The 22,822-nt window shown below is 41.9% G+C and carries 18 protein-coding genes, 1 rRNA gene and 1 pseudogene; 18 read left to right on the forward strand and 2 right to left on the reverse strand.

The window, feature by feature from the left end:
• Positions 1-3: 3 nt before the first annotated feature.
• From rsmG to glmU, 13 genes are all read left to right on the forward strand, one after another.
• On the forward strand, positions 4-624 hold the full coding sequence (gene rsmG / locus P4S61_RS08525; protein ID WP_149983167.1) for a 16S rRNA (guanine(527)-N(7))-methyltransferase RsmG: 621 nt from the start codon (positions 4-6) through the stop codon (positions 622-624).
• 14 nt (positions 625-638) lie between these two features.
• Positions 639-1,424 (forward strand): ParA family protein, encoded by a 786-nt coding sequence (locus P4S61_RS08530; RefSeq protein ID WP_145241697.1) that lies wholly within the window; start codon positions 639-641, stop codon positions 1,422-1,424.
• Between the two features lie 17 nt (positions 1,425-1,441).
• Positions 1,442-2,359: a ParB/RepB/Spo0J family partition protein gene (locus P4S61_RS08535; protein ID WP_182731923.1), complete on the forward strand. Its 918-nt coding sequence runs from the start codon at positions 1,442-1,444 to the stop codon at positions 2,357-2,359.
• A 142-nt stretch (positions 2,360-2,501) separates the two neighbouring features.
• Positions 2,502-2,882, forward strand: a complete 381-nt coding sequence (locus tag P4S61_RS08540; protein ID WP_145241693.1) for an ATP synthase subunit I — start codon at positions 2,502-2,504, stop codon at positions 2,880-2,882.
• Positions 2,883-2,897: 15 nt separating this feature from the next.
• On the forward strand, positions 2,898-3,740 hold the full coding sequence (gene atpB, locus P4S61_RS08545) for a F0F1 ATP synthase subunit A (protein ID WP_337118120.1): 843 nt from the start codon (positions 2,898-2,900) through the stop codon (positions 3,738-3,740).
• 68 nt (positions 3,741-3,808) lie between these two features.
• A complete protein-coding gene (gene atpE / locus P4S61_RS08550; RefSeq protein ID WP_009838908.1) occupies positions 3,809-4,042 on the forward strand; it encodes a F0F1 ATP synthase subunit C in 234 nt (77 codons plus the stop codon).
• A gap of 52 nt (positions 4,043-4,094) precedes the next feature.
• Complete coding sequence (atpF, locus tag P4S61_RS08555) at positions 4,095-4,565, forward strand: F0F1 ATP synthase subunit B (RefSeq protein ID WP_145241689.1); 471 nt, start codon at positions 4,095-4,097, stop codon at positions 4,563-4,565.
• Between the two features lie 15 nt (positions 4,566-4,580).
• Positions 4,581-5,114 (forward strand): F0F1 ATP synthase subunit delta, encoded by a 534-nt coding sequence (gene atpH, locus P4S61_RS08560; protein WP_145241687.1) that lies wholly within the window; start codon positions 4,581-4,583, stop codon positions 5,112-5,114.
• A 14-nt stretch (positions 5,115-5,128) separates the two neighbouring features.
• Positions 5,129-6,670 (forward strand): F0F1 ATP synthase subunit alpha, encoded by a 1,542-nt coding sequence (gene atpA / locus P4S61_RS08565; RefSeq protein ID WP_145241685.1) that lies wholly within the window; start codon positions 5,129-5,131, stop codon positions 6,668-6,670.
• A 60-nt stretch (positions 6,671-6,730) separates the two neighbouring features.
• A complete protein-coding gene (gene atpG, locus P4S61_RS08570) occupies positions 6,731-7,591 on the forward strand; it encodes a F0F1 ATP synthase subunit gamma (RefSeq protein ID WP_145241683.1) in 861 nt (286 codons plus the stop codon).
• Positions 7,592-7,624: 33 nt separating this feature from the next.
• Positions 7,625-9,010, forward strand: a complete 1,386-nt coding sequence (atpD, locus tag P4S61_RS08575) for a F0F1 ATP synthase subunit beta (protein ID WP_145241681.1) — start codon at positions 7,625-7,627, stop codon at positions 9,008-9,010.
• 13 nt (positions 9,011-9,023) lie between these two features.
• Entirely contained in the window at positions 9,024-9,446 is a 423-nt protein-coding gene (locus tag P4S61_RS08580) for a F0F1 ATP synthase subunit epsilon (protein WP_145241679.1), read from the forward strand.
• A 318-nt stretch (positions 9,447-9,764) separates the two neighbouring features.
• On the forward strand, positions 9,765-11,123 hold the full coding sequence (gene glmU, locus P4S61_RS08585; protein ID WP_337118121.1) for a bifunctional UDP-N-acetylglucosamine diphosphorylase/glucosamine-1-phosphate N-acetyltransferase GlmU: 1,359 nt from the start codon (positions 9,765-9,767) through the stop codon (positions 11,121-11,123).
• Between the two features lie 59 nt (positions 11,124-11,182).
• Here glmU and P4S61_RS08590 read toward each other — a convergent pair whose 3' ends face one another.
• Both P4S61_RS08590 and P4S61_RS08595 read right to left on the reverse strand, forming a co-directional pair.
• Positions 11,183-11,926 carry a siderophore ferric iron reductase gene (locus P4S61_RS08590; RefSeq protein WP_337118122.1) on the reverse strand — a complete coding sequence of 248 codons (744 nt, stop codon included), beginning with the start codon at positions 11,924-11,926 and terminating at the stop codon, positions 11,183-11,185.
• Positions 11,927-11,941: 15 nt separating this feature from the next.
• On the reverse strand, positions 11,942-14,029 hold the full coding sequence (locus P4S61_RS08595) for a TonB-dependent siderophore receptor (protein WP_182759108.1): 2,088 nt from the start codon (positions 14,027-14,029) through the stop codon (positions 11,942-11,944).
• A 258-nt stretch (positions 14,030-14,287) separates the two neighbouring features.
• Here P4S61_RS08595 and P4S61_RS08600 point away from each other — a divergent pair.
• The 5 genes and pseudogenes from P4S61_RS08600 (at position 14,288) to P4S61_RS08620 (ending at position 22,767) form a co-directional block, all read left to right on the forward strand.
• A pseudogene (locus P4S61_RS08600) lies at positions 14,288-15,744 on the forward strand (pyridoxal phosphate-dependent decarboxylase family protein).
• The gene (locus P4S61_RS08605) at positions 15,737-17,053 is read left to right on the forward strand and encodes a lysine N(6)-hydroxylase/L-ornithine N(5)-oxygenase family protein (RefSeq protein WP_337118123.1); all 1,317 of its coding nucleotides are present in this window, start codon (positions 15,737-15,739) and stop codon (positions 17,051-17,053) included. The pseudogene P4S61_RS08600 and the gene P4S61_RS08605 overlap by 8 nt, the downstream one beginning before the upstream one ends.
• The gene (locus P4S61_RS08610; RefSeq protein ID WP_337118124.1) at positions 17,050-18,246 is read left to right on the forward strand and encodes an MFS transporter; all 1,197 of its coding nucleotides are present in this window, start codon (positions 17,050-17,052) and stop codon (positions 18,244-18,246) included. Before P4S61_RS08605 ends, P4S61_RS08610 begins: the two co-directional genes overlap by 4 nt.
• Positions 18,246-20,648, forward strand: a complete 2,403-nt coding sequence (locus P4S61_RS08615) for a GNAT family N-acetyltransferase (protein ID WP_337118125.1) — start codon at positions 18,246-18,248, stop codon at positions 20,646-20,648. Before P4S61_RS08610 ends, P4S61_RS08615 begins: the two co-directional genes overlap by 1 nt.
• Positions 20,649-21,226: 578 nt before the next feature.
• A 16S ribosomal RNA gene (locus P4S61_RS08620) occupies positions 21,227-22,767 on the forward strand.
• Positions 22,768-22,822: the final 55 nt, after the last annotated feature.

The following is a 22,822-nucleotide window of genomic DNA, read 5'->3' on the forward strand; positions in this document are numbered from 1 at the left end:
ACTGTGTTACAGCAACAATTAACTACTTTGTTAGCGCAAACTGATATTGCGCTAACTGAAAAACAACAGCAACAATTGGTTCAGTATGTTGAGTTACTCAATAAATGGAACAAAGCTTATAATTTAACCTCAGTGCGTTTACCTGAGGATATGATGATTAAGCATATTATGGATAGCTTAGTTGTTGCACCTCACCTACCCGGTCATCATTATATTGATGTTGGTACGGGTCCTGGTCTTCCGGGTATCGTATTAGCTATTGCATTACCTGAGACACAATTTATTTTATTAGATAGTTTAGGTAAACGCGTGCGTTTTTTAATGCAGGTAAAACATGAGCTAGGTCTGAAAAATGTAACCCCAGTGCAGTCTAGAGTTGAAGATTATCAACCAAGTGTTAAATTAGATGGTGTATTGAGTCGTGCTTTTGCATCTTTACAAGATATGGTTGACTGGTGTTCGCACTTGATTGATCATTCAGGTAAGTTTATTGCCTTAAAAGGCGTATTTCCAAGTGAAGAGCTAGAATCTTTACCAGCAGGTGTTAAGTTCGAGCAAAAAATCACCTTGGAAGTACCAAAATTAGATGCGCAAAGACATTTAATTATTCTTTCTAAAGACTAGGGATCAGAGATACTGTGGCAAAAGTCATCGCAATAGCAAACCAAAAAGGTGGTGTGGGTAAAACCACCACAGCAGTTAATCTCGCGGCATCAATGGCTGCAACTAAACGTAAAGTGTTGCTTATTGATCTCGATCCGCAAGGCAATGCAACCATGGGTAGCGGCGTAGACAAATACGGCGATGTGGCAACAATTTATGATTTATTAATCGAAGATAAACCAATTGAAGAAGTTGTTACTAAAGAAACCTCTGGTGAATATCATTTAATTGCTGCCAATGGTGATGTTACCGCCGCCGAAGTTAAACTGATGGAGCTTTATGCTCGAGAAGTACGACTACGCAATGCCCTTGAAAAAATATCTGATCAATATGAATTTATTTTTATCGACTGCCCACCATCACTGAACATGCTTACGGTGAATGCAATGGCGGCCGCGGATTCAATTTTAGTGCCTATGCAATGTGAATATTATGCGCTTGAAGGCTTAACCGCATTAATGGACACAATTACGCAATTAGCCAAGTTAGTTAATCCAAAACTACAGATTGAAGGGATTTTACGTACTATGTACGATCCGCGTAATCGTTTGGCCAATGATGTATCTGAGCAGCTTAAACAACATTTTGGCGATAAAGTATACCGCACCGTGATCCCACGTAATGTACGTTTAGCTGAAGCGCCGAGTTTTGGTGCACCCGCAATGTATTATGACCGGGCATCAAGTGGCGCTAAAGCGTATTTAGCACTTGCCGGTGAAATGTTACGCAGAAAAGAAAAAATATCCCCAATCGTCGCCTAACTTGAGGTAAAAAGAACATGTCTGCTAAAAAACGCGGTTTAGGCCGAGGACTCGATGCTTTATTAAGCTCGTCAAAACCAGCACCGAGTGCCCGCACTGAACAACCCAACGTGAGTGAGCAGGATGTAATTATTCAGCCAACCAGTAGTGAACTGCAAAAGCTACCGATTGAGTTTTTACACTCAGGTAAATATCAGCCACGTAAAGACATGTCCGAAGAAGCGCTTGAAGAGCTAGCAAGCTCAATTCGATCGCAAGGGATTATTCAGCCAATTGTAGTTCGTCCAGTAGCAGAAAACAGTTATGAGATAATTGCTGGTGAACGTCGCTGGCGTGCTGCACAAATAGCTAAGCTAGACGTAGTACCATGTATCATTAAAGATGTGCCTGATGAAGCTGCGGTGGCCATCGCATTGATTGAAAATATTCAACGCGAAGATCTAAATGCCATGGAAGAAGCGGTTGCATTGCACCGTTTGTTAACTGAGTTTGAATTAACTCACCAACAAGTGGCAGATGCCGTAGGCAAATCACGCACGACGGTAACTAATTTATTACGACTAAATAACCTTAATGATGATGTTAAAATATTGTTGGAACATGGCGATATTGAAATGGGTCATGCGCGTTGTTTATTAGCCCTTGAAGGTGAAGCACAATCTGATGCTGCTCGACTGGCTGTAGCAAAGGCTTTAACTGTACGCGAAACAGAAAAATTAGTTCGTTCAATTATTGAACCTGCCCCTAAAAAAGAAACTTTCGAAAAAGATCCAGATGTCAAACAGTTAGAACAACAATTAGCCGAAAACTTGGGTGCTAAAGTTGAAATTAACTACAACAAAAAAGGCAAAGGAAACTTAGTTATTTCGTATACTAACTTAGAAGAGTTAGATGGAATTTTAAGCCGTATAAATGCAGAGAATTCCGAGCATTAATAAATATCATGTCCAAAAAGAGACATTCGTCGCAAATTTGCACCACAATACACCGACTCAAGTTGCAAAACTGGTAGGAATCAGTATAATTTCGCCAGTTTTCATGCCCTGACAATTAGATTGCCACTAAGGTTAACTAAACGTGACAAATAAGTTAGCGAGGCCATATCGGCTTGCCGCATTAAAATTAATATGTCTTCAGGGCGTTGTAGCATTAGTTGCTGCTGTAATCATTTTTGTTGGTTGGGGAGTAGATGCAGGCCTTTCAGCTATCGCTGGAGGCACTGTAGCGGTGCTCCCTAATTTTGTATTTGTTATCTATGCATTCCGTTATATGGGTGCTAGTAAAGCAAAACAAGTGTTTGCCTCGTTTAAACGCGGCAACGGATTAAAATTTTTGCTAACAATCTTTTTGTTTGCGCTGATATTTAAACTGTATCCGGTAATCTTTTTGCCATTTTTTTGTAGTTTTATATTAGTGATGTTCGTTGGATTGTTCGCGCCAGTTTTTTTTAATCATTAACTTTTGGGATATAACATGGTTGCAGGTGAAGAGCTAACTCTAACGGGTTACATCAAGCACCACCTAACCAACGGTCAGGTGCGTCTATCCGACGACCCTAACAATTGGTGGATGGTACTTAATGTCGATACCCTAGCATGGTCTATCGGTTTAGGATTGATCTTTCTATGGATCTTCAAGCGCGCTGCGAATAAAGCAACGCTTGGTGTTCCTGGTAAATTTCAGTGCTTTATCGAGATGGTCGTAGAATTCGTTGACTCTAACGTGAAAGATACCTTTCACGGTAAAAGTAAACTAATTGCCCCTCTTGCTCTGACAATTTTTGTCTGGGTATTCTTGATGAACTTAATGGATTTAATACCTGTTGACTTCCTACCAACTGCTGCGGCATTGATTAGTGGTGAGTCTTGGGATGTTATTTCAAGCGGTCAATCGCATACTTATATGAAAGTGGTACCTACAACCGATCTTAACTTAACGTTAGCAATGGGTTTAGGTGTATTCGCACTTATCATCTTTTATTCGATTCGCGTTAAAGGCGTTATGGGTTTTGTTAAAGAACTTACATTACAACCGTTTAACGTTAAGAACCCAGTGGTTCAAGCACTATTTATTCCAGTAAACTTGTTACTAGAGCTAGTAACCTTGTTTGCTAAGCCAATCTCATTGGCACTACGTTTATTTGGTAACTTATACGCAGGAGAATTGATCTTCATTCTGATTGCAGCGATTGGCTTATTCCAATTACCACTGCACTTCGTATGGGCTGTGTTCCACATTCTCGTAATCGTATTGCAAGCATTCATCTTCATGATGCTAACAATTGTATACCTGAGCATGGCGTCAACTGATCATTAATCAGACGTCAGTTCAATAAAGATTTTTTTACTTAAACTTTAAACTTTGAAAATTAATCGGAGAAAACAATGGAAATCGTACTAGGTCTTAAATATATCGCTGTAGCGTTACTTATCGGTTTTGGTGCTTTAGGTACTGCTATCGGTTTTGGTAACTTAGGTGGTAAATTCCTTGAGTCTGCTGCTCGTCAACCTGAGCTTGCACCACAACTACAAGTTAAAATGTTCATCGTAGCGGGTCTTATCGATGCTATCGCGATGATCGGTGTAGGTATTGGTCTATACATGTTGTTCGCACTTTAATATTGAAAAAATACTTTATCCGCGATCAACTATTGACTAAGGAGGAGTGGTTGTGAGTTTAAACCTTACTCTACTCGGCGAATTAATAGCATTTATCGTTTTTGTTTGGTTCTGCATGAAGTTTGTGTGGCCACCACTTAACGGTGCTATTGAAGCTCGCCAGAAAAAAATTGAAGATGGTTTAGCGGCCTCTGATAAAGCTGAAAAAGATCTTGAACTTGCTCGTAAAAAAGCAACTGCAGAACTTAAAGAAGCTAAATCACAAGCTGCTGAAATCATCGAGCAAGCTAAGAAGCGTGCAACGCAAATCGTAGACGAAGAGACATCTCGTGGTCACGACGAGCGCGAAAACATCATTGCTCAAGGTCATTCTGAAATTGAAGCCGAGCGTAACCGTGTTAAAGAAGAACTGCGTAAGCAAGTTGCTACTTTAGCGGTTATCGGCGCACAGAAGATTCTAGAGCGCGAAATCAATGAAGCCGCGCACAGCGACATTGTTGAAAAACTTGTAGCTGAGCTTTAATAGGAGGGTCTGAGCATGTCTGAATTGACTACAATCGCTCGCCCATACGCTAAAGCGGCCTTTGAATTTGCCGTTGAAAAAGGCGTAGTTGAGAGTTGGAATGATATGTTGTTTTTTGCTTCAGAAGTGGCGAAAAATGAACAAGTCGCTCAATTCCTAACTGGAAGCGCCTCTGCTGATAAGCAATCAGAAATTGTTATTTCTGTTTGTGCAGAGCAACTCAACGAATACGGTCAAAACCTTGTAAAGGTTATGGCTGAAAATGGACGTTTGACCGCCCTACCAGCTGTTGCACAATTGTTCTCTGCTTTTAAAGCAGATTACGATAAAGAGATTGATGTTGACATCACCTCTGCAACAACCCTTGCTGCAACGCAGCAAGAAACACTGGTAGCGGCACTTGAAAAACGTTTCGCACGCAAAGTTAAGCTGAATTGTAGTGTTGACGAATCACTTGTTGGTGGCCTTATGATTAAGGCTGGAGACACAGTAATCGACGGCACTGTTCGCGGTAAATTAAACCGTTTAGCCACTACACTACAATCGTAATTGGGAAGAAGAGCATGCAACTTAATTCCACTGAAATTTCTGATCTGATCAAACAACGTATTGAGAAGTTCGAAGTTGTAAGTGAAGCTCGTAACGAAGGTACAATTGTATCTGTTACTGACGGTATCATTCGCATCCACGGTCTTGCTGACTGTATGCAAGGTGAAATGATTGAGCTTCCAGGCAACCGTTATGCTATCGCACTAAACCTTGAGCGTGACTCAATTGGTGCAGTAGTAATGGGTCCATACGCTGACCTTACAGAAGGCGTAAAAGTATACACAACTGGTCGTATCTTAGAAGTTCCTGTTGGTGCTGGTTTACTTGGTCGTGTTGTAAACACACTAGGTGCACCTATCGACGGTAAAGGCGCTTTAGATAACGACGGTTTTGAACCTGTAGAAAAAATTGCACCGGGTGTAATCGAACGTAAATCAGTAGATGAGCCAGTACAAACTGGTTATAAATCTATCGATGCGATGATCCCAGTGGGTCGTGGTCAACGTGAACTTGTGATCGGTGACCGCCAAACAGGTAAAACTGCACTAGCAATCGATGCAATCATCAATCAAAAAGACACAGGCGTTAAGTGTGTGTACGTAGCGATTGGTCAAAAAGCATCTACTATTGCTAACGTAGTACGTAAATTAGAAGAGCACGGTGCATTAGCAAATACTATCGTAGTTGTTGCATCTGCTTCTGAGTCTGCGGCACTTCAGTACTTAGCACCGTTCGCGGGCTGTACTATGGGTGAATACTTCCGTGACCGTGGTGAAAACGCATTAATCGTATATGATGATTTATCTAAGCAAGCAGTTGCTTACCGTCAAATCTCATTGCTACTTAAGCGTCCACCAGGTCGTGAAGCATACCCAGGTGACGTATTCTATCTTCACTCTCGTCTTCTTGAGCGTGCATCGCGTGTAAACGCTGAGTACGTTGAAAAGTTCACCAATGGTGAAGTGAAAGGTAAAACAGGTTCATTGACGGCATTGCCAATCATTGAAACTCAAGGCGGCGACGTTTCTGCGTTCGTACCGACTAACGTTATCTCTATCACCGATGGTCAGATCTTCTTAGAAACTGACTTATTCAACTCAGGTATCCGTCCGGCAGTAAATGCTGGTATCTCGGTATCGCGTGTTGGTGGTGCTGCACAAACTAAAATCGTTAAGAAACTAGGTGGCGGTATTCGTCTAGCCCTAGCTCAGTATCGTGAATTAGCTGCGTTCTCGCAGTTCGCGTCTGACCTTGATGATGCAACTCGTGCTCAACTTGAGCATGGTGAGCGTGTAACAGAGCTAATGAAGCAGAAACAGTACGCGCCAATGTCTGTTGCTGAAATGTCTTTGTCGTTATTTGCAGCAGAGAAAGGTTACCTTCAAGATATCGAAATCGTTAAAATCATGGATTTCGAAGCTGGGTTACTTTCTTATGCAAACAGCACATACGCAGAGCTTATGGCTCAAATCAATGAAACTGGTAACTACAATGCCGAGATCGAAGCGCAGCTTAAAGAACTTCTAGAGAAGTTTAAATCTACGCAAACTTGGTAATTTAGTTATAAATGGTGCGCTTTAGTTCGCTAAAGCACACCTTGATTCGGAGAAAGAGTCATGGCCAGCGGAAAAGAGATTAAAAGCAAGATCGGTAGTATTAAAAATACTCAAAAGATCACTAGCGCTATGGAAATGGTTGCTGCGTCTAAAATGAAAAAGGCACAGGAACGAGTGGCTTCAAGCCGTCCGTACGCTGAAAATTTACGCAAAGTGATCGGTCATGTTGCTAATGCTAACCTTGAATATCGCCATCCATATATGGAAGAGCGTGAGGTCAAGCGCGTTGGTTATATCGTCATTTCTACCGACCGTGGTTTATGTGGTGGCTTAAACTCTAATGAGTTTAAGAAAGTATCTTTAGATATCAAAGCGTGGAAAGAAAAAGGTGTTTCTGCAGATTTCGCAGTTATGGGCTCAAAAGCCGGCACTTTCTTTAACCGTTTTGGTGGAACAGTACTTGCCAAAAAATCAGGGTTAGGCGATGCGCCTTCTATTACCGACGTAATTGGTCCGGTAAAAGTAATGCTAGAAGCATTCAATGAAGGCAAATTAGACCGCTTGTATGTGGTTTACAACAAGTTTGTAAATACCATGAAGCAAGAGCCAACAATCGATCAGTTGTTGCCTTTGCCAAAAGACGAAAGCAAAGAACTTGCACACCGTTGGGATTACATTTACGAACCAGATCCAAAAGCAATTTTGGATACATTAATGGTTCGTTTTGTGGAATCTCAAGTATACCAAGGTGTAGTTGAAAATGCTGCCTCTGAACAGGCCGCCCGTATGGTTGCAATGAAAGCTGCAACTGATAACGCAGGCGACCTTATGGATGAGTTACAGCTTGTTTATAACAAGGCTCGCCAAGCGGCAATCACACAAGAAATTAGTGAGATTTGTTCTGGTTCAGCAGCAGTTTAATGCTTCGGGCAAAGATTAACGAGAGGAATAGACATGAGTTTAGGTAAGGTCGTCCAAATTATCGGCGCCGTTGTGGATATTGAATTTTCACAAGACAGCGTGCCAGCCGTATATGACGCGTTAAAAATAACAGATGGCGATTTAGCTGGTTTGACTCTAGAAGTTCAACAACAGCTAGGTGGCGGTGTGGTACGTACTATCGCACTAGGTACTACTGACGGTTTACGCCGTGGTGCATTAGTATCAAACACAGGTGAAGCGATTCAAGTTCCAGTTGGTAAAGCAACGCTTGGTCGTATCATGAACGTACTTGGTGAGCCAATCGATGAAGCTGGTCCAATCGGCGAAGAAGACCGTATGTCTATTCACCGTGCAGCGCCTTCATACGAAGAGCAATCAAGTTCAGTAGAACTTTTAGAAACTGGTATCAAGGTAATCGACCTTGTATGTCCATTCGCTAAAGGTGGTAAAGTTGGTTTATTCGGTGGTGCCGGTGTTGGTAAAACCGTAAACATGATGGAACTTATTCGTAACATCGCAATCGAGCACAGCGGCTACTCAGTATTCGCCGGTGTTGGTGAGCGTACTCGTGAGGGTAACGATTTCTACCATGAAATGAACGATTCAAACGTACTTGATAAAGTATCGCTTGTATACGGTCAGATGAATGAGCCTCCAGGTAACCGTTTACGCGTAGCGTTAACAGGTCTTACTATGGCTGAAAAGTTCCGTGACGAAGGTCGCGACGTACTTTTCTTCGTAGATAACATCTACCGTTACACACTTGCTGGTACTGAAGTATCTGCACTTCTTGGTCGTATGCCATCAGCGGTAGGTTACCAGCCTACACTTGCTGAAGAAATGGGTGTACTGCAAGAGCGTATCGCATCTACTAAGACGGGTTCAATCACTTCAATCCAAGCGGTATACGTACCTGCGGATGATTTAACGGATCCATCTCCAGCAACAACGTTTGCTCACTTAGATGCAACAGTAGTACTTTCGCGTGATATCGCGTCACTTGGTATCTACCCAGCGGTAGACCCACTTGATTCATCTTCACGTCAACTTGATCCATTAGTAATTGGTCAAGAGCACTACGATACAGCACGTGGCGTTCAGACAGTTCTTCAGCGTTATAAAGAACTTAAAGACATCATTGCAATCCTAGGTATGGACGAGCTTTCTGACGAAGATAAGCAACTTGTATCTCGTGCACGTAAAATCCAACGTTTCCTATCTCAGCCATTCTTCGTGGCAGAGGTTTTCACAGGATCACCGGGTAAATACGTGTCACTTAAAGACACAATTGCTGGCTTCAAAGGCATCTTAAACGGTGAATTTGATGATATGCCAGAGCAAGCGTTCTACATGGTTGGCTCTATCGAAGAAGCTCAAGAAAAAGCCAAAAACATGTAATTAGGAGGGTAGTATGGCAGCTATGACTGTACATCTTGACGTAGTAAGCGCAGAGCGGAAGTTATTCTCTGGTCTGGTTGAATCGATTCAAGTAAGCGGTAGTGAAGGTGAACTAGGTGTAAACCCAGGACATGCGCCACTATTGACTGCCCTTAAACCTGGTATGGTACGTTTAGTAAAGCAATTTGGTCACGAAGAAGTAATGTATGTTGCTGGTGGTACTCTAGAAGTGCAACCGAACATAGTGACTATTTTGGCTGATGTAGCGGTTCGTGGTGAAGACCTTGACGAACAAGCAACAGAAGCAGCTAAACGTGAAGCTGAAGCGCAAATGGCGAATTCTTCAGCCGCTGAATTAGATTATCAACAAGCAGCAGTACAACTTGCAGAAGCAATTGCACAGCTACGCGTTATTCAGCAATTACGTAAAAAGTAAGCCTATCTGGTTTTCAAAAAGCCCACTTTATGTGGGCTTTTTTGTGCTTGAAATATACTGCATTGTTATCTTATTAGAACGCTATCATTTTTCTAAACTCTACTTTTACAGCTCTTTATCATTATTTTTACTTATATCCTTCATCGATCCCCGTTACAATATAACTAATACAAAGCAAGTTGTGATTTCAGCTTAGATTCAGTGGCTACTGCTAGATTGCTGCTGAGTAAGTGCACATGATGTGACTTACGTGATCTTGGTTGAATTTACACACGCTTACTCATTTCAATAAAACAAAGAAAGAAGGATATTGTTTTAATGTCACTTACTACTGTAATTCTTGCTGCGGGTAAAGGTACTCGTATGCGCTCTGCTCTACCTAAGGTGCTGCATAAAGTTGCCGGTAAACCTATGGTGCAACACGTTATCGATAATGCTAAAGCACTCGGTGCGACATCTACTAACTTAGTTTTTGGTCATGGCGGCGAATTATTACAACAACAACTTGCTGACAACGATGTAAACTGGGTACTTCAAGCTGAGCAGCTTGGTACTGGCCATGCAGTGGCACAAGCAAACCCACATATTAATGATGAAGACACTGTATTGGTTTTATACGGTGACGTACCACTGACAAAGCAATCAACCCTTGAGCGTTTACTCGCTGCCACACCTAAAAACGGCTTAGCCGTGCTTACTGTTAATTTAGCTAACCCTAATGGTTATGGCCGTATGTTACGTGTTGATGGTAAGCTAGTGGGTATTGTTGAGCAAAAAGATGCAAGCGCAGAGCAATTACTTATTAACGAAGTAAACACTGGCATTATGGCTGTAAACGGTAAACTGCTGAAAAGCTGGTTAGGCAACTTATCTAACGAAAACGCGCAAGGTGAATACTACCTCACAGATATAGTCGCAATGGCGCACAGTGAAGGTGTAGAGATAAGCTCAGCACAACCAGATCATCCAATGGAAGTTGAAGGTGCAAATAACCGCGTACAACTTGCAGGCCTTGAACGCGCATATCAGTCGTGGCAAGCCGAACAGTTAATGCTTAATGGTGCAACGCTTGCCGATCCTGCTCGCATTGATGTACGCGGCGAAGTGACAACGGGTGAAGATGTATTAATTGACGTAAACGTTATTTTTGAAGGTAAAGTTATTCTTGGTAATAACGTTGAAATTGGCCCTAACTGCGTACTTAAAAATTGTACGATTGGCGATAACGTAATTATTAAAGCTAATACCTTAATTGATGATGCAAGCGTAGCCGACAAGTGTACTTTGGGGCCTTATGCACGTCTGCGCCCAGGTGCGATTATGGAAGAAGACTCGCATATTGGTAACTTTGTTGAGATGAAAAAAACCCGTTTAGGCAAAGGCTCTAAAGCAAATCATCTTTCTTACTTAGGCGATGCTGAAATTGGCGAAAAAGTAAATATTGGTGCCGGTACTATTACCTGTAACTACGATGGCGTAAATAAAGCCAAAACCATTATTGGTGATAATGCCTTTATTGGCTCTAACTCATCGCTTGTTGCACCGGTAAACATTGGCGCAACAGCAACTGTTGGTGCAGGTTCTGTGATCACTAGCACCGTTGAAGATGAACAGCTAGCAATCGCACGTTCAAAACAGCGCAACTTAACCGGTTGGAAACGCCCAGTTAAAAAGTAAGCGCAGTAGTGTTTACTTTAGCTAGAAAAGCGAGTTTATACTCGCTTTTTGCTTTTTATTTAGCTGTAACATACTGCTATTAACTCCTGTTGCATCCGTTGAACTTTAATTTGCTGAGGTTGTTTTGGGCAATTAGCGCACTTTGCAACATTACCTATTTGGTAATGCAAACAACATGTTTTTCGCGTTAATGCTAATGAGTCTGAACAAGCTGTAAGCATAATAAACTCCCCCGCCTCTGAGATATCGAGAGCATGCAACCAGTGCGCTGCCATTACATGAATATTAAACTGCGGCTTTCGCTTTGCATGAAGTAGTAGTATTGCTAATAGCGTGTCAGCTAATAAGGACATCGCCAAACGCTCATTAAGCCTTGCAACGAGGTTTAAATCTGTGAGTAACTTAACAACATAGCGTTTCAAGTGGGCAGCCATATCCGTTACTGCCTGTTGCTGGTTTTGATGGTACTGCGCTTTTATAGTGGATAGTTGCAGCCCTGCAATAACACCTTGCTGATAGTGTTGCTTAAAGTTTTGCAAAGAAAAGCTCATATTAAGTTCATGAACGCTGATAAGCGCTAAATAGACAGGTTGCCAATACAGCATTCCCCAGCTTTTGATTGCCCAATAACTGCGCCTAGCAGCGGGGTATTGCTGCTGCCAATACTGGTGTAACCTTGCAACCAGCAATGAACTCGATTGTATATCGAGCCAATCTGTTGATTGTTCTGGTACTTTTAAAGCACTGTGGTAGCCCTTAGCAAGATTTAACAGCTTACTAAGGGCGAGTTGTTCAGCGTTCATAACGAGTTTAGATACTTAAAATGAGGCGTTTAAACTAAGCTCAACACTGCGCTCAGCGCCCATCCAACAGCCATTTATATCAAAACAAGCACCCACATAACGTTTGTCTGTTAAGTTACTCACGGCTAAACCGATTTTATAGCTGTCGTTAAAACGATAGCTAGCGGCAGCATCAAGCAAGGTATAACCCGGTACTGTATCGGAATTTAAGGCATCTAACTGACTTTCACCGACATAACGTACACCGCCATTAAATTCCAGTGCATCGTTAAAGAAGTAATTTAACCACATTGAGGCTTGTTGCTCAGCTACCCAAATTGGTGTTTTACCTTCCAATGCCGGGTTTTGTGGATTATCTATTACCTCAACATCCATATCTGTTAGATTTACAGTAACATCAAGAGTGTCAGTGAGTTGCTGATAAACACTGATCTCAAAACCCTTCGATTGTACTTCACCATTTTGTGTGTATTTCATAAAGTCTGGAGTGTTAACCACCACATCTTGTTTGCGCAAATCAAAAAAGGCCGCGGTTACTTTAGTTGTTGCATCATTGTTGTGATATTTCATCCCGACTTCAATTTGCTCTGCGGTCGTTGGTTTAAATGCTTTGCCAGTTAAGGTATCTACCCCCGAAGTGGGCTCGAATGATTCTGAGTAACTGGCATAAGGAGCAATGTTATTATCAAAGGTATAAATTGCTGCCATACGAAAAGTGGTATCGCTTTGATCGATTTCTTGACTACTAGATATACCGCTTTTCGTATCATCTGTAACACTGTAGTAATTATCATAACGAAGGCCAGCAATCACTGTCAGCGCATCGAGCTTTATCTCATCTTGAAGATAAAAACCGCGTTGAGATTGCTCTAAACGGCTAAATTGACGATAGCTATCTAAAGCGGCTGTAGTAGCTGCATTAAACTGGCTGTGATCTGGATTTGATAAATCAAGTGTTGGCGTATTTGCACCAAAAGTATCGGCATAGTCAAATGTAGAATCAAGGGCTTGATATTCAAAGCCAAATAATAGCTGATGATTAGTCTTCGCTAAACCAAATTGCACAGCGAGTTGGTTATCAACCACGAAGCCTTCCGCGTCTTCAATGGTTTTATAGGCAGTACGAGTTAAAATTTTATCTGCATCCGCTAAGCCGAAGTCATAGCTATTTTGTTGCGTGGCATCGGCATTGGTATAACGAAAGTTTTGTAAAAACGAAATTGAATCTGAAAATTCATGATTTAATTTATACCCGATCATAGTGACTTCACGAGCAAACTCAGCCCAGTTTTCATCGCCAGCATACGCATCAGCATCTAACTTACCGTAACTGGCTTCGTAAAGTGTGCCTTTCGCGGGTAATGGCGTTGATGGCACCATTTTAGGATCGTCTTGATAATATAAGTTAAGGTTTAAGCTTGTTTGCTCACTTATCTCAAAAGTTACTGAGGGCGCAATGGTGATTCTTTCTTCTTCGGTTGTTTGCTGTTGGCCGTCGCGGCTACGGGCAAGTGCAATAAAGCGATAATTAACGCCGTCGGTAATAGCGCCTGTGCTATCTAAAGCTAATTCAGCCAAGCTATTGCTACCAATTCGGGCTCTAATATTGTGCTCAGAGGATGCTTGTGGCGTTTTTGCTGTTTGGTTAACCATGCCACCTGGAGGTGCCGATCCGTATAAAACCGATGCTGGGCCTTTTAAAATTTCGACACTTTGTGTTGCATACGCATCTACTTGTGGAGCTAAGTTATAAGCTAGGTTGTATTGCAGCGGTAAACCATCGTAAAAATTACGGTAACTTTCAAAACCACGAATCGTATATTGGTCAAAAATCGTTACTGTACTGCGATTTTCAGGTGTGATCCCAGAAACATAGCGCAATGCTTCATTAACGGTATCTACTTGGCGTAACTCTAGTAATTTATTGTCGTAAACCTCAAAACTTATAGGCGATTCAATCGGCGTCAAACTCGATTTGGTCCCTGTTGAACGATAACTTTTTCCATATACTTCAATACTTTCTATGTCGTCTGCGGCTGGCTTTTCTGCAGCAAATCCATAGTTACTCATTAAACATAATGATATTGCAGATAGTCCAAACATTGATTTTTTTAACACAATCACTCCTTAAATTTTACTAGAATTAAACCATTGACACCCTATTGGAAACACGATTAGTATACATTCTCATTTAGATTTATCAATTATTTTCAATTAAAGGTGATCGTGCTCATGGTTCAGTTAAATGTGTTACTGGCGGATTCACAGCAGCAAGCTTCAACTAATGAAGCAAGTTCAATGCTTAATTCAATGTTTAATAAGGAAAATATAGATAATTTTAAAATAGGTCTTGAGCAGGTTATGCAATTGTTGGAGCAAACAATCGCAACACAACAAAAACCATTTAGCGGTATATTACCGCAGGAGCTAGCTAAAAAATTTATTGGTATTGACCTTAATCAACCGCTGTTTGATATACCGGACGCACTAGAAGAAGTTGCTCAGCTTTATCTTAAAGATGCTGTTTATTTTAATAATCCACGCTATCTCGCGCATTTAAATTGTCCGATTGTTTATCAAAGTATCCTTGCTGAATTGCTCGCTACTTCGATTAATACTGCTGTAGAGACCTGGGATCAAAGTGGTGGTGCCACTTTTATTGAACAAAGTATCGTAGATTGGACACTCTCAAAACTAGCGCTTGGTGAGCTGGCTGATGGCGTATTTACCAGTGGTGGTACGCAATCTAATTTGATGGCGATGTTGTTAGCTCGTGATTTTCAGTGCCAGTTATATGCAGGGCATACTAATAAACAGCAAGGTTTACCACACGACTTTAAACGACTAAAAATTTTCACCTCAAAAGTTAGCCATTTTAGTATTCAAAAAGCCGCCGCAATTTTAGGACTTGGTTACGATGCTGTTGTAAGCGTTCCGTGTGATGAATATTTTAGAATGGATATGACCGCTTTAAATCAGGCAATCGAAGACTGTCAGCAACAAGGCGATATCGTTATGGCCATCGTTGCAACAGCTGGAACAACTGATTTTGGTAGTATCGATCCATTAACGCAGATAGCTGAAATAGCTAAGCGCTGTGGTGCGTGGCTTCATGTTGATGCTGCTTATGGCGGGGGCTTATTAATAACGCCCAATAATAAACACAAGTTAGCGGGTATTGAATGCGCAGATTCGGTCACTATTGATTACCATAAGTCATTTTTTCAGCCTGTTAGCTGCAGTGCTTTTTTGTAAAAGATAAGCAACATCTATCAGTTGTTACTTATCATGCCGAATATTTAAACCCATTAAGTCAGCAACAAGCGGGAACGCCAGATCTATGCAATAAGAGCATTCAAACCACACGACGTTTTGATGCGTTAAAGTTGTGGTTTTCACTGCGTACGGTAGGAGCTCAAAACTTAGGTGTAGCATTTGAACAAGTGATGCATTTAGCACGACAAGGTTATTTGTTATTAGCCTCTGAAGCAGATATTGAAATTATTCATCAGCCGCAGTTAAGTACACTGGTATTTCGTTTTGTTGGCGATAGCGGTGCTACAGATAGTGAATTGGACGCCGTAAATAAATATATTCGTAAACAGTTATCTCGCCAAGGTGAGGCGTTGATCGCGGCAACTAAGGTAGCAGATAAACAATATTTAAAGTTCACCTTACTGAACTGTGCCACCACTATCAATGATATCCAGCAAGTTGTAAGGCTTATAAAGCAATATGGTTATCAATACTTAGCAAGTGATTTAGCGAACGAACATGCTCCTTTAAGTCTTGCACTGGAGGAAGTTAGCTATGGATAAGTCCATTTATGATGTTATTGGTATTGGTTTAGGGCCATTTAATTTAAGTCTGGCATGTTTAACTGCGCCACTTGAAGGAGTCAGCAGCCTCTTTTTAGATAAAAAAGCTGAGTTTAATTGGCATCCAGGCATGATGCTTCCTGAGGTAAGTTTACAAACCCCCTTTATGTCTGACTTGGTAACGCTTGCTGACCCTACTAGCCCTTATAGCTTTTTAAACTATATAAAGCAGCAAGGTCGACTGTATTCTTTTTATATTAGAGAAAACTTTTTCTTACTTCGCCAAGAATATAATCAGTATTGCCAGTGGGCAACAAAGCAGCTGCCTAATATACGTTTTAATTCAGAGGTTCTGCATGTTGAGTACAGCCAAGACGAAGATATTTATATAGTACAAACAGCAGAACAAGTGTATCTAGCTAAACATTTAGTGTTAGGCACCGAGCCGGTGCCACGTCATCCTCAATGTGCTCAAGCATTTAAGTTGCAAGAGGGGGTTATTCATTCTAGCAACTACTTAGCCAATAAAAGTCAATTACAGCAAAAACAGTCGATCAGCATTATTGGTAGCGGGCAAAGTGCCGCTGAGATTTTTTATGATTTATTACAAGAGATTGATCAGCATGATTATCAACTAAATTGGCTTACTCGTTCTTCACGGTTTTATCCGCTCGAATACACTAAATTAACGTTAGAAATGACCTCACCAGAATACGTTGATTATTTTTATCAATTACCAGAACAAAAACGCCAGCAGTTAAATCGTCGTCAGCATAATCTCTATAAAGGTATTAATAGCGAATTGATCAACAATATTTTTGATTTGCTTTATAGCAAACGGCTAACAGCTAAATTGCCAGTAAGCTTGCACACAAACTCGGCATTGATTGATATGACCTACCTGAGCCACCAGCAGGGTTTTGAACTTAGCTTAGAGCAAACTGAACAGCAGCAAGGTTATTCACTAAACACCCAAAGCGTTATTTTTGCAACGGGTTATCAGTCTTACCAACCGAGCTTTTTAGCTGGGATCAGTCATTGCATTGATAGTGACGACGCGGGGCTTTATCAAGTTGCTCGTAATTACTCAATAGACAAGCAGCATCAACGTATTTTTGTACAAAATACAGAGCAACACACCCATGGTTTTGTGACTCCTGATTTAGGCATGGCATGTTATCGCAACTCTTGTATTATTCGTGCGATCACCGGACATGAATATTATCCAATAGAACGTAAAATAGCTTTTCAGGAGTTTGCTGCGCCCAATTATGAGTTAAGCGACGAAGTAGAGCAGTTTCGCGCATGAGTAAGCAGTTTAAAGTTTTGTTGATCGCGGTAACGGTATTTGCAGTGCTCAGTGATTCAATGTTATTGCCGTTTTATCCTACTTTCTTTAGTGCGGTATTTAATATAAGTGACCCTGCCTATGTTGGCACTTACATTGCTGCCAGCTGCTTTGTTGTCATGGTCTGTTTTCCTATTTGGGCCTTCATTAGTAAATACATTAATGTGCTACCTTTATTGGTTTATAGCCAAATTGCTGCGGGTGTATTTAGTGTCAGTAGCTTTTTTGCTAGCGACTTAAATTGGTTTTGGTTTTCCTCCATGGCTATGTTTGCTTTTAAAGCCAGCTATTTACTGGTTTATCCATACTTAATGAGCTTGGAAGCGAAAACAAATCACGTTGCGACGATTGCAATGCTTAGTGTTGTGGTGCACTTTGGCGCCATACTTGGCGCACTTGCTGGTGGCTTTGTGTTATCGGCTCTTCCTGGCAAAGCCGCATTTTTAATAATGGCTCTAAGCGATTTTACTCAGGTTTTTGTGTGCGCCTATCTCATAAGATTAGCGCCTAGTAAAAATCAGTCGCCTCCAGTAGCAAAAACATCAATCACTTCATCAAGTCGTTGGCCTGTATATCAACTTGGCATTGTTATGTTGTGCTTTTACTTTAGTGCTTTTTTGATCCGGCCTTTTTTTGCGGCATATTGGCAAAGTATTAGCGACACCTCCAGTATCGTCCTCGCGAGTATGGTGTTTTCTATCCCTGCTTTTATGGCATTGCTTGCGCTGTGCTTTAATCAGTGGCGGCAGCAAACAAATCGCAACCCCATCAACTTATTAGTTGTCTTTATGTTGATCATTACAGGCGTTGCATTACAAGCCAGCCCTCTTTACTTAGTAGTGATCGCAGGACGCTGCCTGTTCGGTCTATCGCTATTCATTATTATTGTGCGTCTTGATCTGCTGCTTTACCAAGTGAGTACGCCAGACAAGTACGCTGAAGATTTTAGTAAAGTCAGTTTTTGCCAAAGCTTAGGTGTACTTTTAGCTTCTTACTGCGCGGGTTTGCTGGTTAAAAGCTCTGGTTTAGTAATACCTTTTTGGGTCGCCGCTGGTGGGCTCGCTATATCTGCTTGTTGTTTATGGCTACTGAGCAAGCAAAGTCGACGCCATACTCCTTGCGCCAATCTGGCATCCACCACGAGGGCTCAATAATGTCCATTACAGCAGCTGTTTTTTGTCAGCAGTTTACTAATATAGCAGAGCTTAGCTTAAGGCCATTTAGCCTAGCACAAGATCTCGCGTTAATTCACCAGTGGGTTACTCAGCCTCATGCACAGTTTTGGGGCATGCAGGAATTTACCATTGAGCAGTTACAGCAAGAATATCAAAGCCTGTTAGCACATAGTGATATTTATATCGGCTACGCAAACAATAGCGCGTGTTTTTTAGTTGAGTTATATGACCCTCTATTAGATGAAATAGGTAATCATTACCCCGTCAAAGCAGGTGATATTGGCATGCACATTCTGATTGCCCAAAGCAATAACAAGGTGCATGGCTTTACTTGGTCGGTGTTTCAACTGGTGATGAATTTCATTTTTGCTAATGACAAAAATCAGCGCGTTATTGTTGAACCCGATATTCGCAATAACAAAATTCATTGTTTGAATACTAAAGCCGGCTTTCGTTATCAATCTGCGGTTAGGTTAACTCATAAAACCGCACATCTCGCATTTTGCACGCGTGATAACTTTTATCACGCATTAAATAAGGATAATACTATGAAGCACATTCCCCTGAGCCCAGAGCAAGCCGTCAGTCATTTAACGCCACAGCTATGGCGGCATGTAAATAGGTTACATGTTCGCAAAGCTTTGAGTGAGTTTGCTCATGAGCGGCTGATAAAACCGCAATTGACCAATGAAGATGCAGATTGGCAATATTTTGAGCTCAGTACAGACAAAGAAACCATTGTTTATCGCTTTAAAGCCAAGCTGGGGTATTTGAATCACTGGCATATAGCAGCAGACTCAATTGAAAAACAAATAGATAACCAAGTAGCCGAGCTCGATTCAATCGCCTTTATTTGTGAGTTACAACATAGTTTAGGTATCAGCCAAGCTATGCTGCCTACTTATTTAGAAGAAATAGCCAGTACTTTATATGGCAGTGCTTATAAGCATCAGCTGCCAGCATTGACTGCTGAGCAGCTCACCACTGCGGATTTTCAACAGGTAGAGAGTGCGATGACGGAAGGTCATCCTTGCTTTATAGCAAACAATGGTCGAATAGGGTTTGATACCAATGATTATCGCCAATACGCACCAGAGACTGGCGCGCACTTACAGCTGGTTTGGCTAGGTGCGCATAAAGATAGAGTGGTGTTTTCGACCACCGATGATTTAGATTATCAAACACTCATAACGCAAGAGCTATCGACGCACACCATAGAGTCATTTAAGCAAAAGCTATTAGCGCGTGGAGTAAATAGTGACGATTACTTCTTTTTCCCCGTTCATCCTTGGCAGTGGTTTAATAAACTCGCGTCGTTATTCTCTAACGATATTGCTGATCAGCATTTGGTTTGCTTAGGATACAGTGAAGATGAATATCAGCCGCAGCAGTCTATTCGTACTTTTTTCAATAAAACACATCCTCATAAACGTTATGTTAAGACCGCACTGTCAATTTTGAATATGGGATTCATGCGTGGTTTATCGCCTTATTATATGAGTGCAACACCGGCTATTAATGATTGGGTGGCGCAGGTTGTATCACAAGATCCATATTTAGCTGACTCAGGATTTACGATACTACGAGAGGTGGCTGCTATTGGTTATTATAATCACGCTTTAGAGGCCGCAACCGATCATTACAGTCCATATCGAAAAATGCTCTCTGCACTTTGGCGTGAGAGCCCAATGCCAAGCATCAAGAGCAACCAACGCTTAATGACCATGGCGTCGCTGCTGCATATCGATAATCAAGGCCAAGCATTATTACCTGCTTTAATTAAATCGGCGCAGATTGATACTCATACTTGGATTGCTAAATATTTAAAATCATACTTAGATCCACTCCTTCATTGTTTTTACTCCCATGACTTAGTCTTTATGCCTCATGGTGAAAACTTGATTCTATTACTTGAGGACAATATTCCAGCCAAAGCAATCATGAAAGATATTGCCGAAGAGATCGCTATTCTAAATAAAGATTTAGTACTAGCAGATAATATTCAACGTTTAACAGTCGATGTGCCCGATGAATTAAAGGTGCTGTCAATTTTTACTGATGTGTTTGATTGTTTCTTTAGGTTCGTGGCCGATATTCTTGACCAGCAAAACGACTATTCAGAACAGGCCTTTTGGCAACAAGTTGCAGAGTGTGTAATTAGTTATCAACAATCACACCCAGAACTAAAAGATAAGTTTATCAAGTATGATCTATTTAGTGCTGATTTTACCTTGTCGTGTTTAAACCGATTACAGTTAAGTAATAATCAGCAAATGATAGATTTGGCAGATCCGGCAAAAAATCTTAAATTTGAAGGAAAATTAATCAATCCGATAGCCGCATTTAATCCAATTAAAAAAGATAACAGTGCAACAGTTTAATAATTGCTATTTAGCTATGAGATGGATCAGGTCTGTATGCGCAGCTTGGTTTGCTCTCATAGCTGAAAATTTAAGCGAAAATAACGCTGTAACGCCTTGTTTGTATGCCTTTTGAGCAAATAGTTAATTAATTTAATAAAACTGAAATAAAGCGTTGACGGCCTCAAGAATATCCCTATAATGCGCACCCACTGACCCGGCAGGCAGCAATGAAAAGCGCTGAACAAACGGTAAGTAAGTCGAGTAAAACTTAGCTTTGAAATCTTTTATTAAGAAACTAAAAATTAAGTGTTGACAAAAAAATAGGAAAGCGTAAGATTCGCTTCCCTTGAGTCGCTAAGGCAACTCAAACGTTCTTTAACAATATAAAGCAATCATCTGTGTGGGCACTCGTACAGGTTGAGTTCTAACAGCCAAGCTTAGTTCGCTAAGCAAGGCAAAAAATTTAGAGTCTCAATTGAAACTGAGTGACCAACAGAAGTAACTTATTTATAAGTTGCTTCGGCACAGTCAATTCAATATCGAAAGATATTAAATAAATTCAGAATTCATTGAGCTGTCGAAAGGCAAAAAACTTTTAATTGAAGAGTTTGATCATGGCTCAGATTGAACGCTGGCGGCAGGCCTAACACATGCAAGTCGAGCGGTAACAGAAAGTAGCTTGCTACTTTGCTGACGAGCGGCGGACGGGTGAGTAATGCTTGGGAATATGCCTTTTGGTGGGGGACAACAGTTGGAAACGACTGCTAATACCGCATAATGTCTACGGACCAAAGTGGGGGACCTTCGGGCCTCACGCCAAAAGATTAGCCCAAGTGGGATTAGCTAGTTGGTAAGGTAATGGCTTACCAAGGCGACGATCCCTAGCTGGTTTGAGAGGATGATCAGCCACACTGGGACTGAGACACGGCCCAGACTCCTACGGGAGGCAGCAGTGGGGAATATTGCACAATGGGCGCAAGCCTGATGCAGCCATGCCGCGTGTGTGAAGAAGGCCTTCGGGTTGTAAAGCACTTTCAGTAAGGAGGAAAGGGTAGTCTTTAATAGAGGCTATCTGTGACGTTACTTACAGAAGAAGCACCGGCTAACTCCGTGCCAGCAGCCGCGGTAATACGGAGGGTGCGAGCGTTAATCGGAATTACTGGGCGTAAAGCGTACGCAGGCGGTTTGTTAAGCGAGATGTGAAAGCCCGGGCTCAACCTGGGAACTGCATTTCGAACTGGCAAACTAGAGTGTGATAGAGGGTGGTAGAATTTCAGGTGTAGCGGTGAAATGCGTAGAGATCTGAAGGAATACCGATGGCGAAGGCAGCCACCTGGGTCAACACTGACGCTCATGTACGAAAGCGTGGGGAGCAAACAGGATTAGATACCCTGGTAGTCCACGCCGTAAACGATGTCTACTAGAAGCTCGGAGCCTCGGTTCTGTTTTTCAAAGCTAACGCATTAAGTAGACCGCCTGGGGAGTACGGCCGCAAGGTTAAAACTCAAATGAATTGACGGGGGCCCGCACAAGCGGTGGAGCATGTGGTTTAATTCGATGCAACGCGAAGAACCTTACCTACACTTGACATACAGAGAACTTACTAGAGATAGTTTGGTGCCTTCGGGAACTCTGATACAGGTGCTGCATGGCTGTCGTCAGCTCGTGTTGTGAGATGTTGGGTTAAGTCCCGCAACGAGCGCAACCCCTATCCTTAGTTGCTAGCAGGTAATGCTGAGAACTCTAAGGAGACTGCCGGTGATAAACCGGAGGAAGGTGGGGACGACGTCAAGTCATCATGGCCCTTACGTGTAGGGCTACACACGTGCTACAATGGCGCATACAGAGTGCTGCGAACTCGCGAGAGTAAGCGAATCACTTAAAGTGCGTCGTAGTCCGGATTGGAGTCTGCAACTCGACTCCATGAAGTCGGAATCGCTAGTAATCGCGTATCAGAATGACGCGGTGAATACGTTCCCGGGCCTTGTACACACCGCCCGTCACACCATGGGAGTGGGTTGCTCCAGAAGTAGATAGTCTAACCCTCGGGAGGACGTTTACCACGGAGTGATTCATGACTGGGGTGAAGTCGTAACAAGGTAGCCCTAGGGGAACCTGGGGCTGGATCACCTCCTTATACGATTTAGAACTTATTTGTTCGTAGTGTCCACACAGATGATTGTTAATTAGTG

This window comes from Pseudoalteromonas sp. B160 (assembly GCF_037162485.1).
In the GTDB taxonomy this organism is placed as follows: domain Bacteria; phylum Pseudomonadota; class Gammaproteobacteria; order Enterobacterales; family Alteromonadaceae; genus Pseudoalteromonas; species Pseudoalteromonas rhizosphaerae.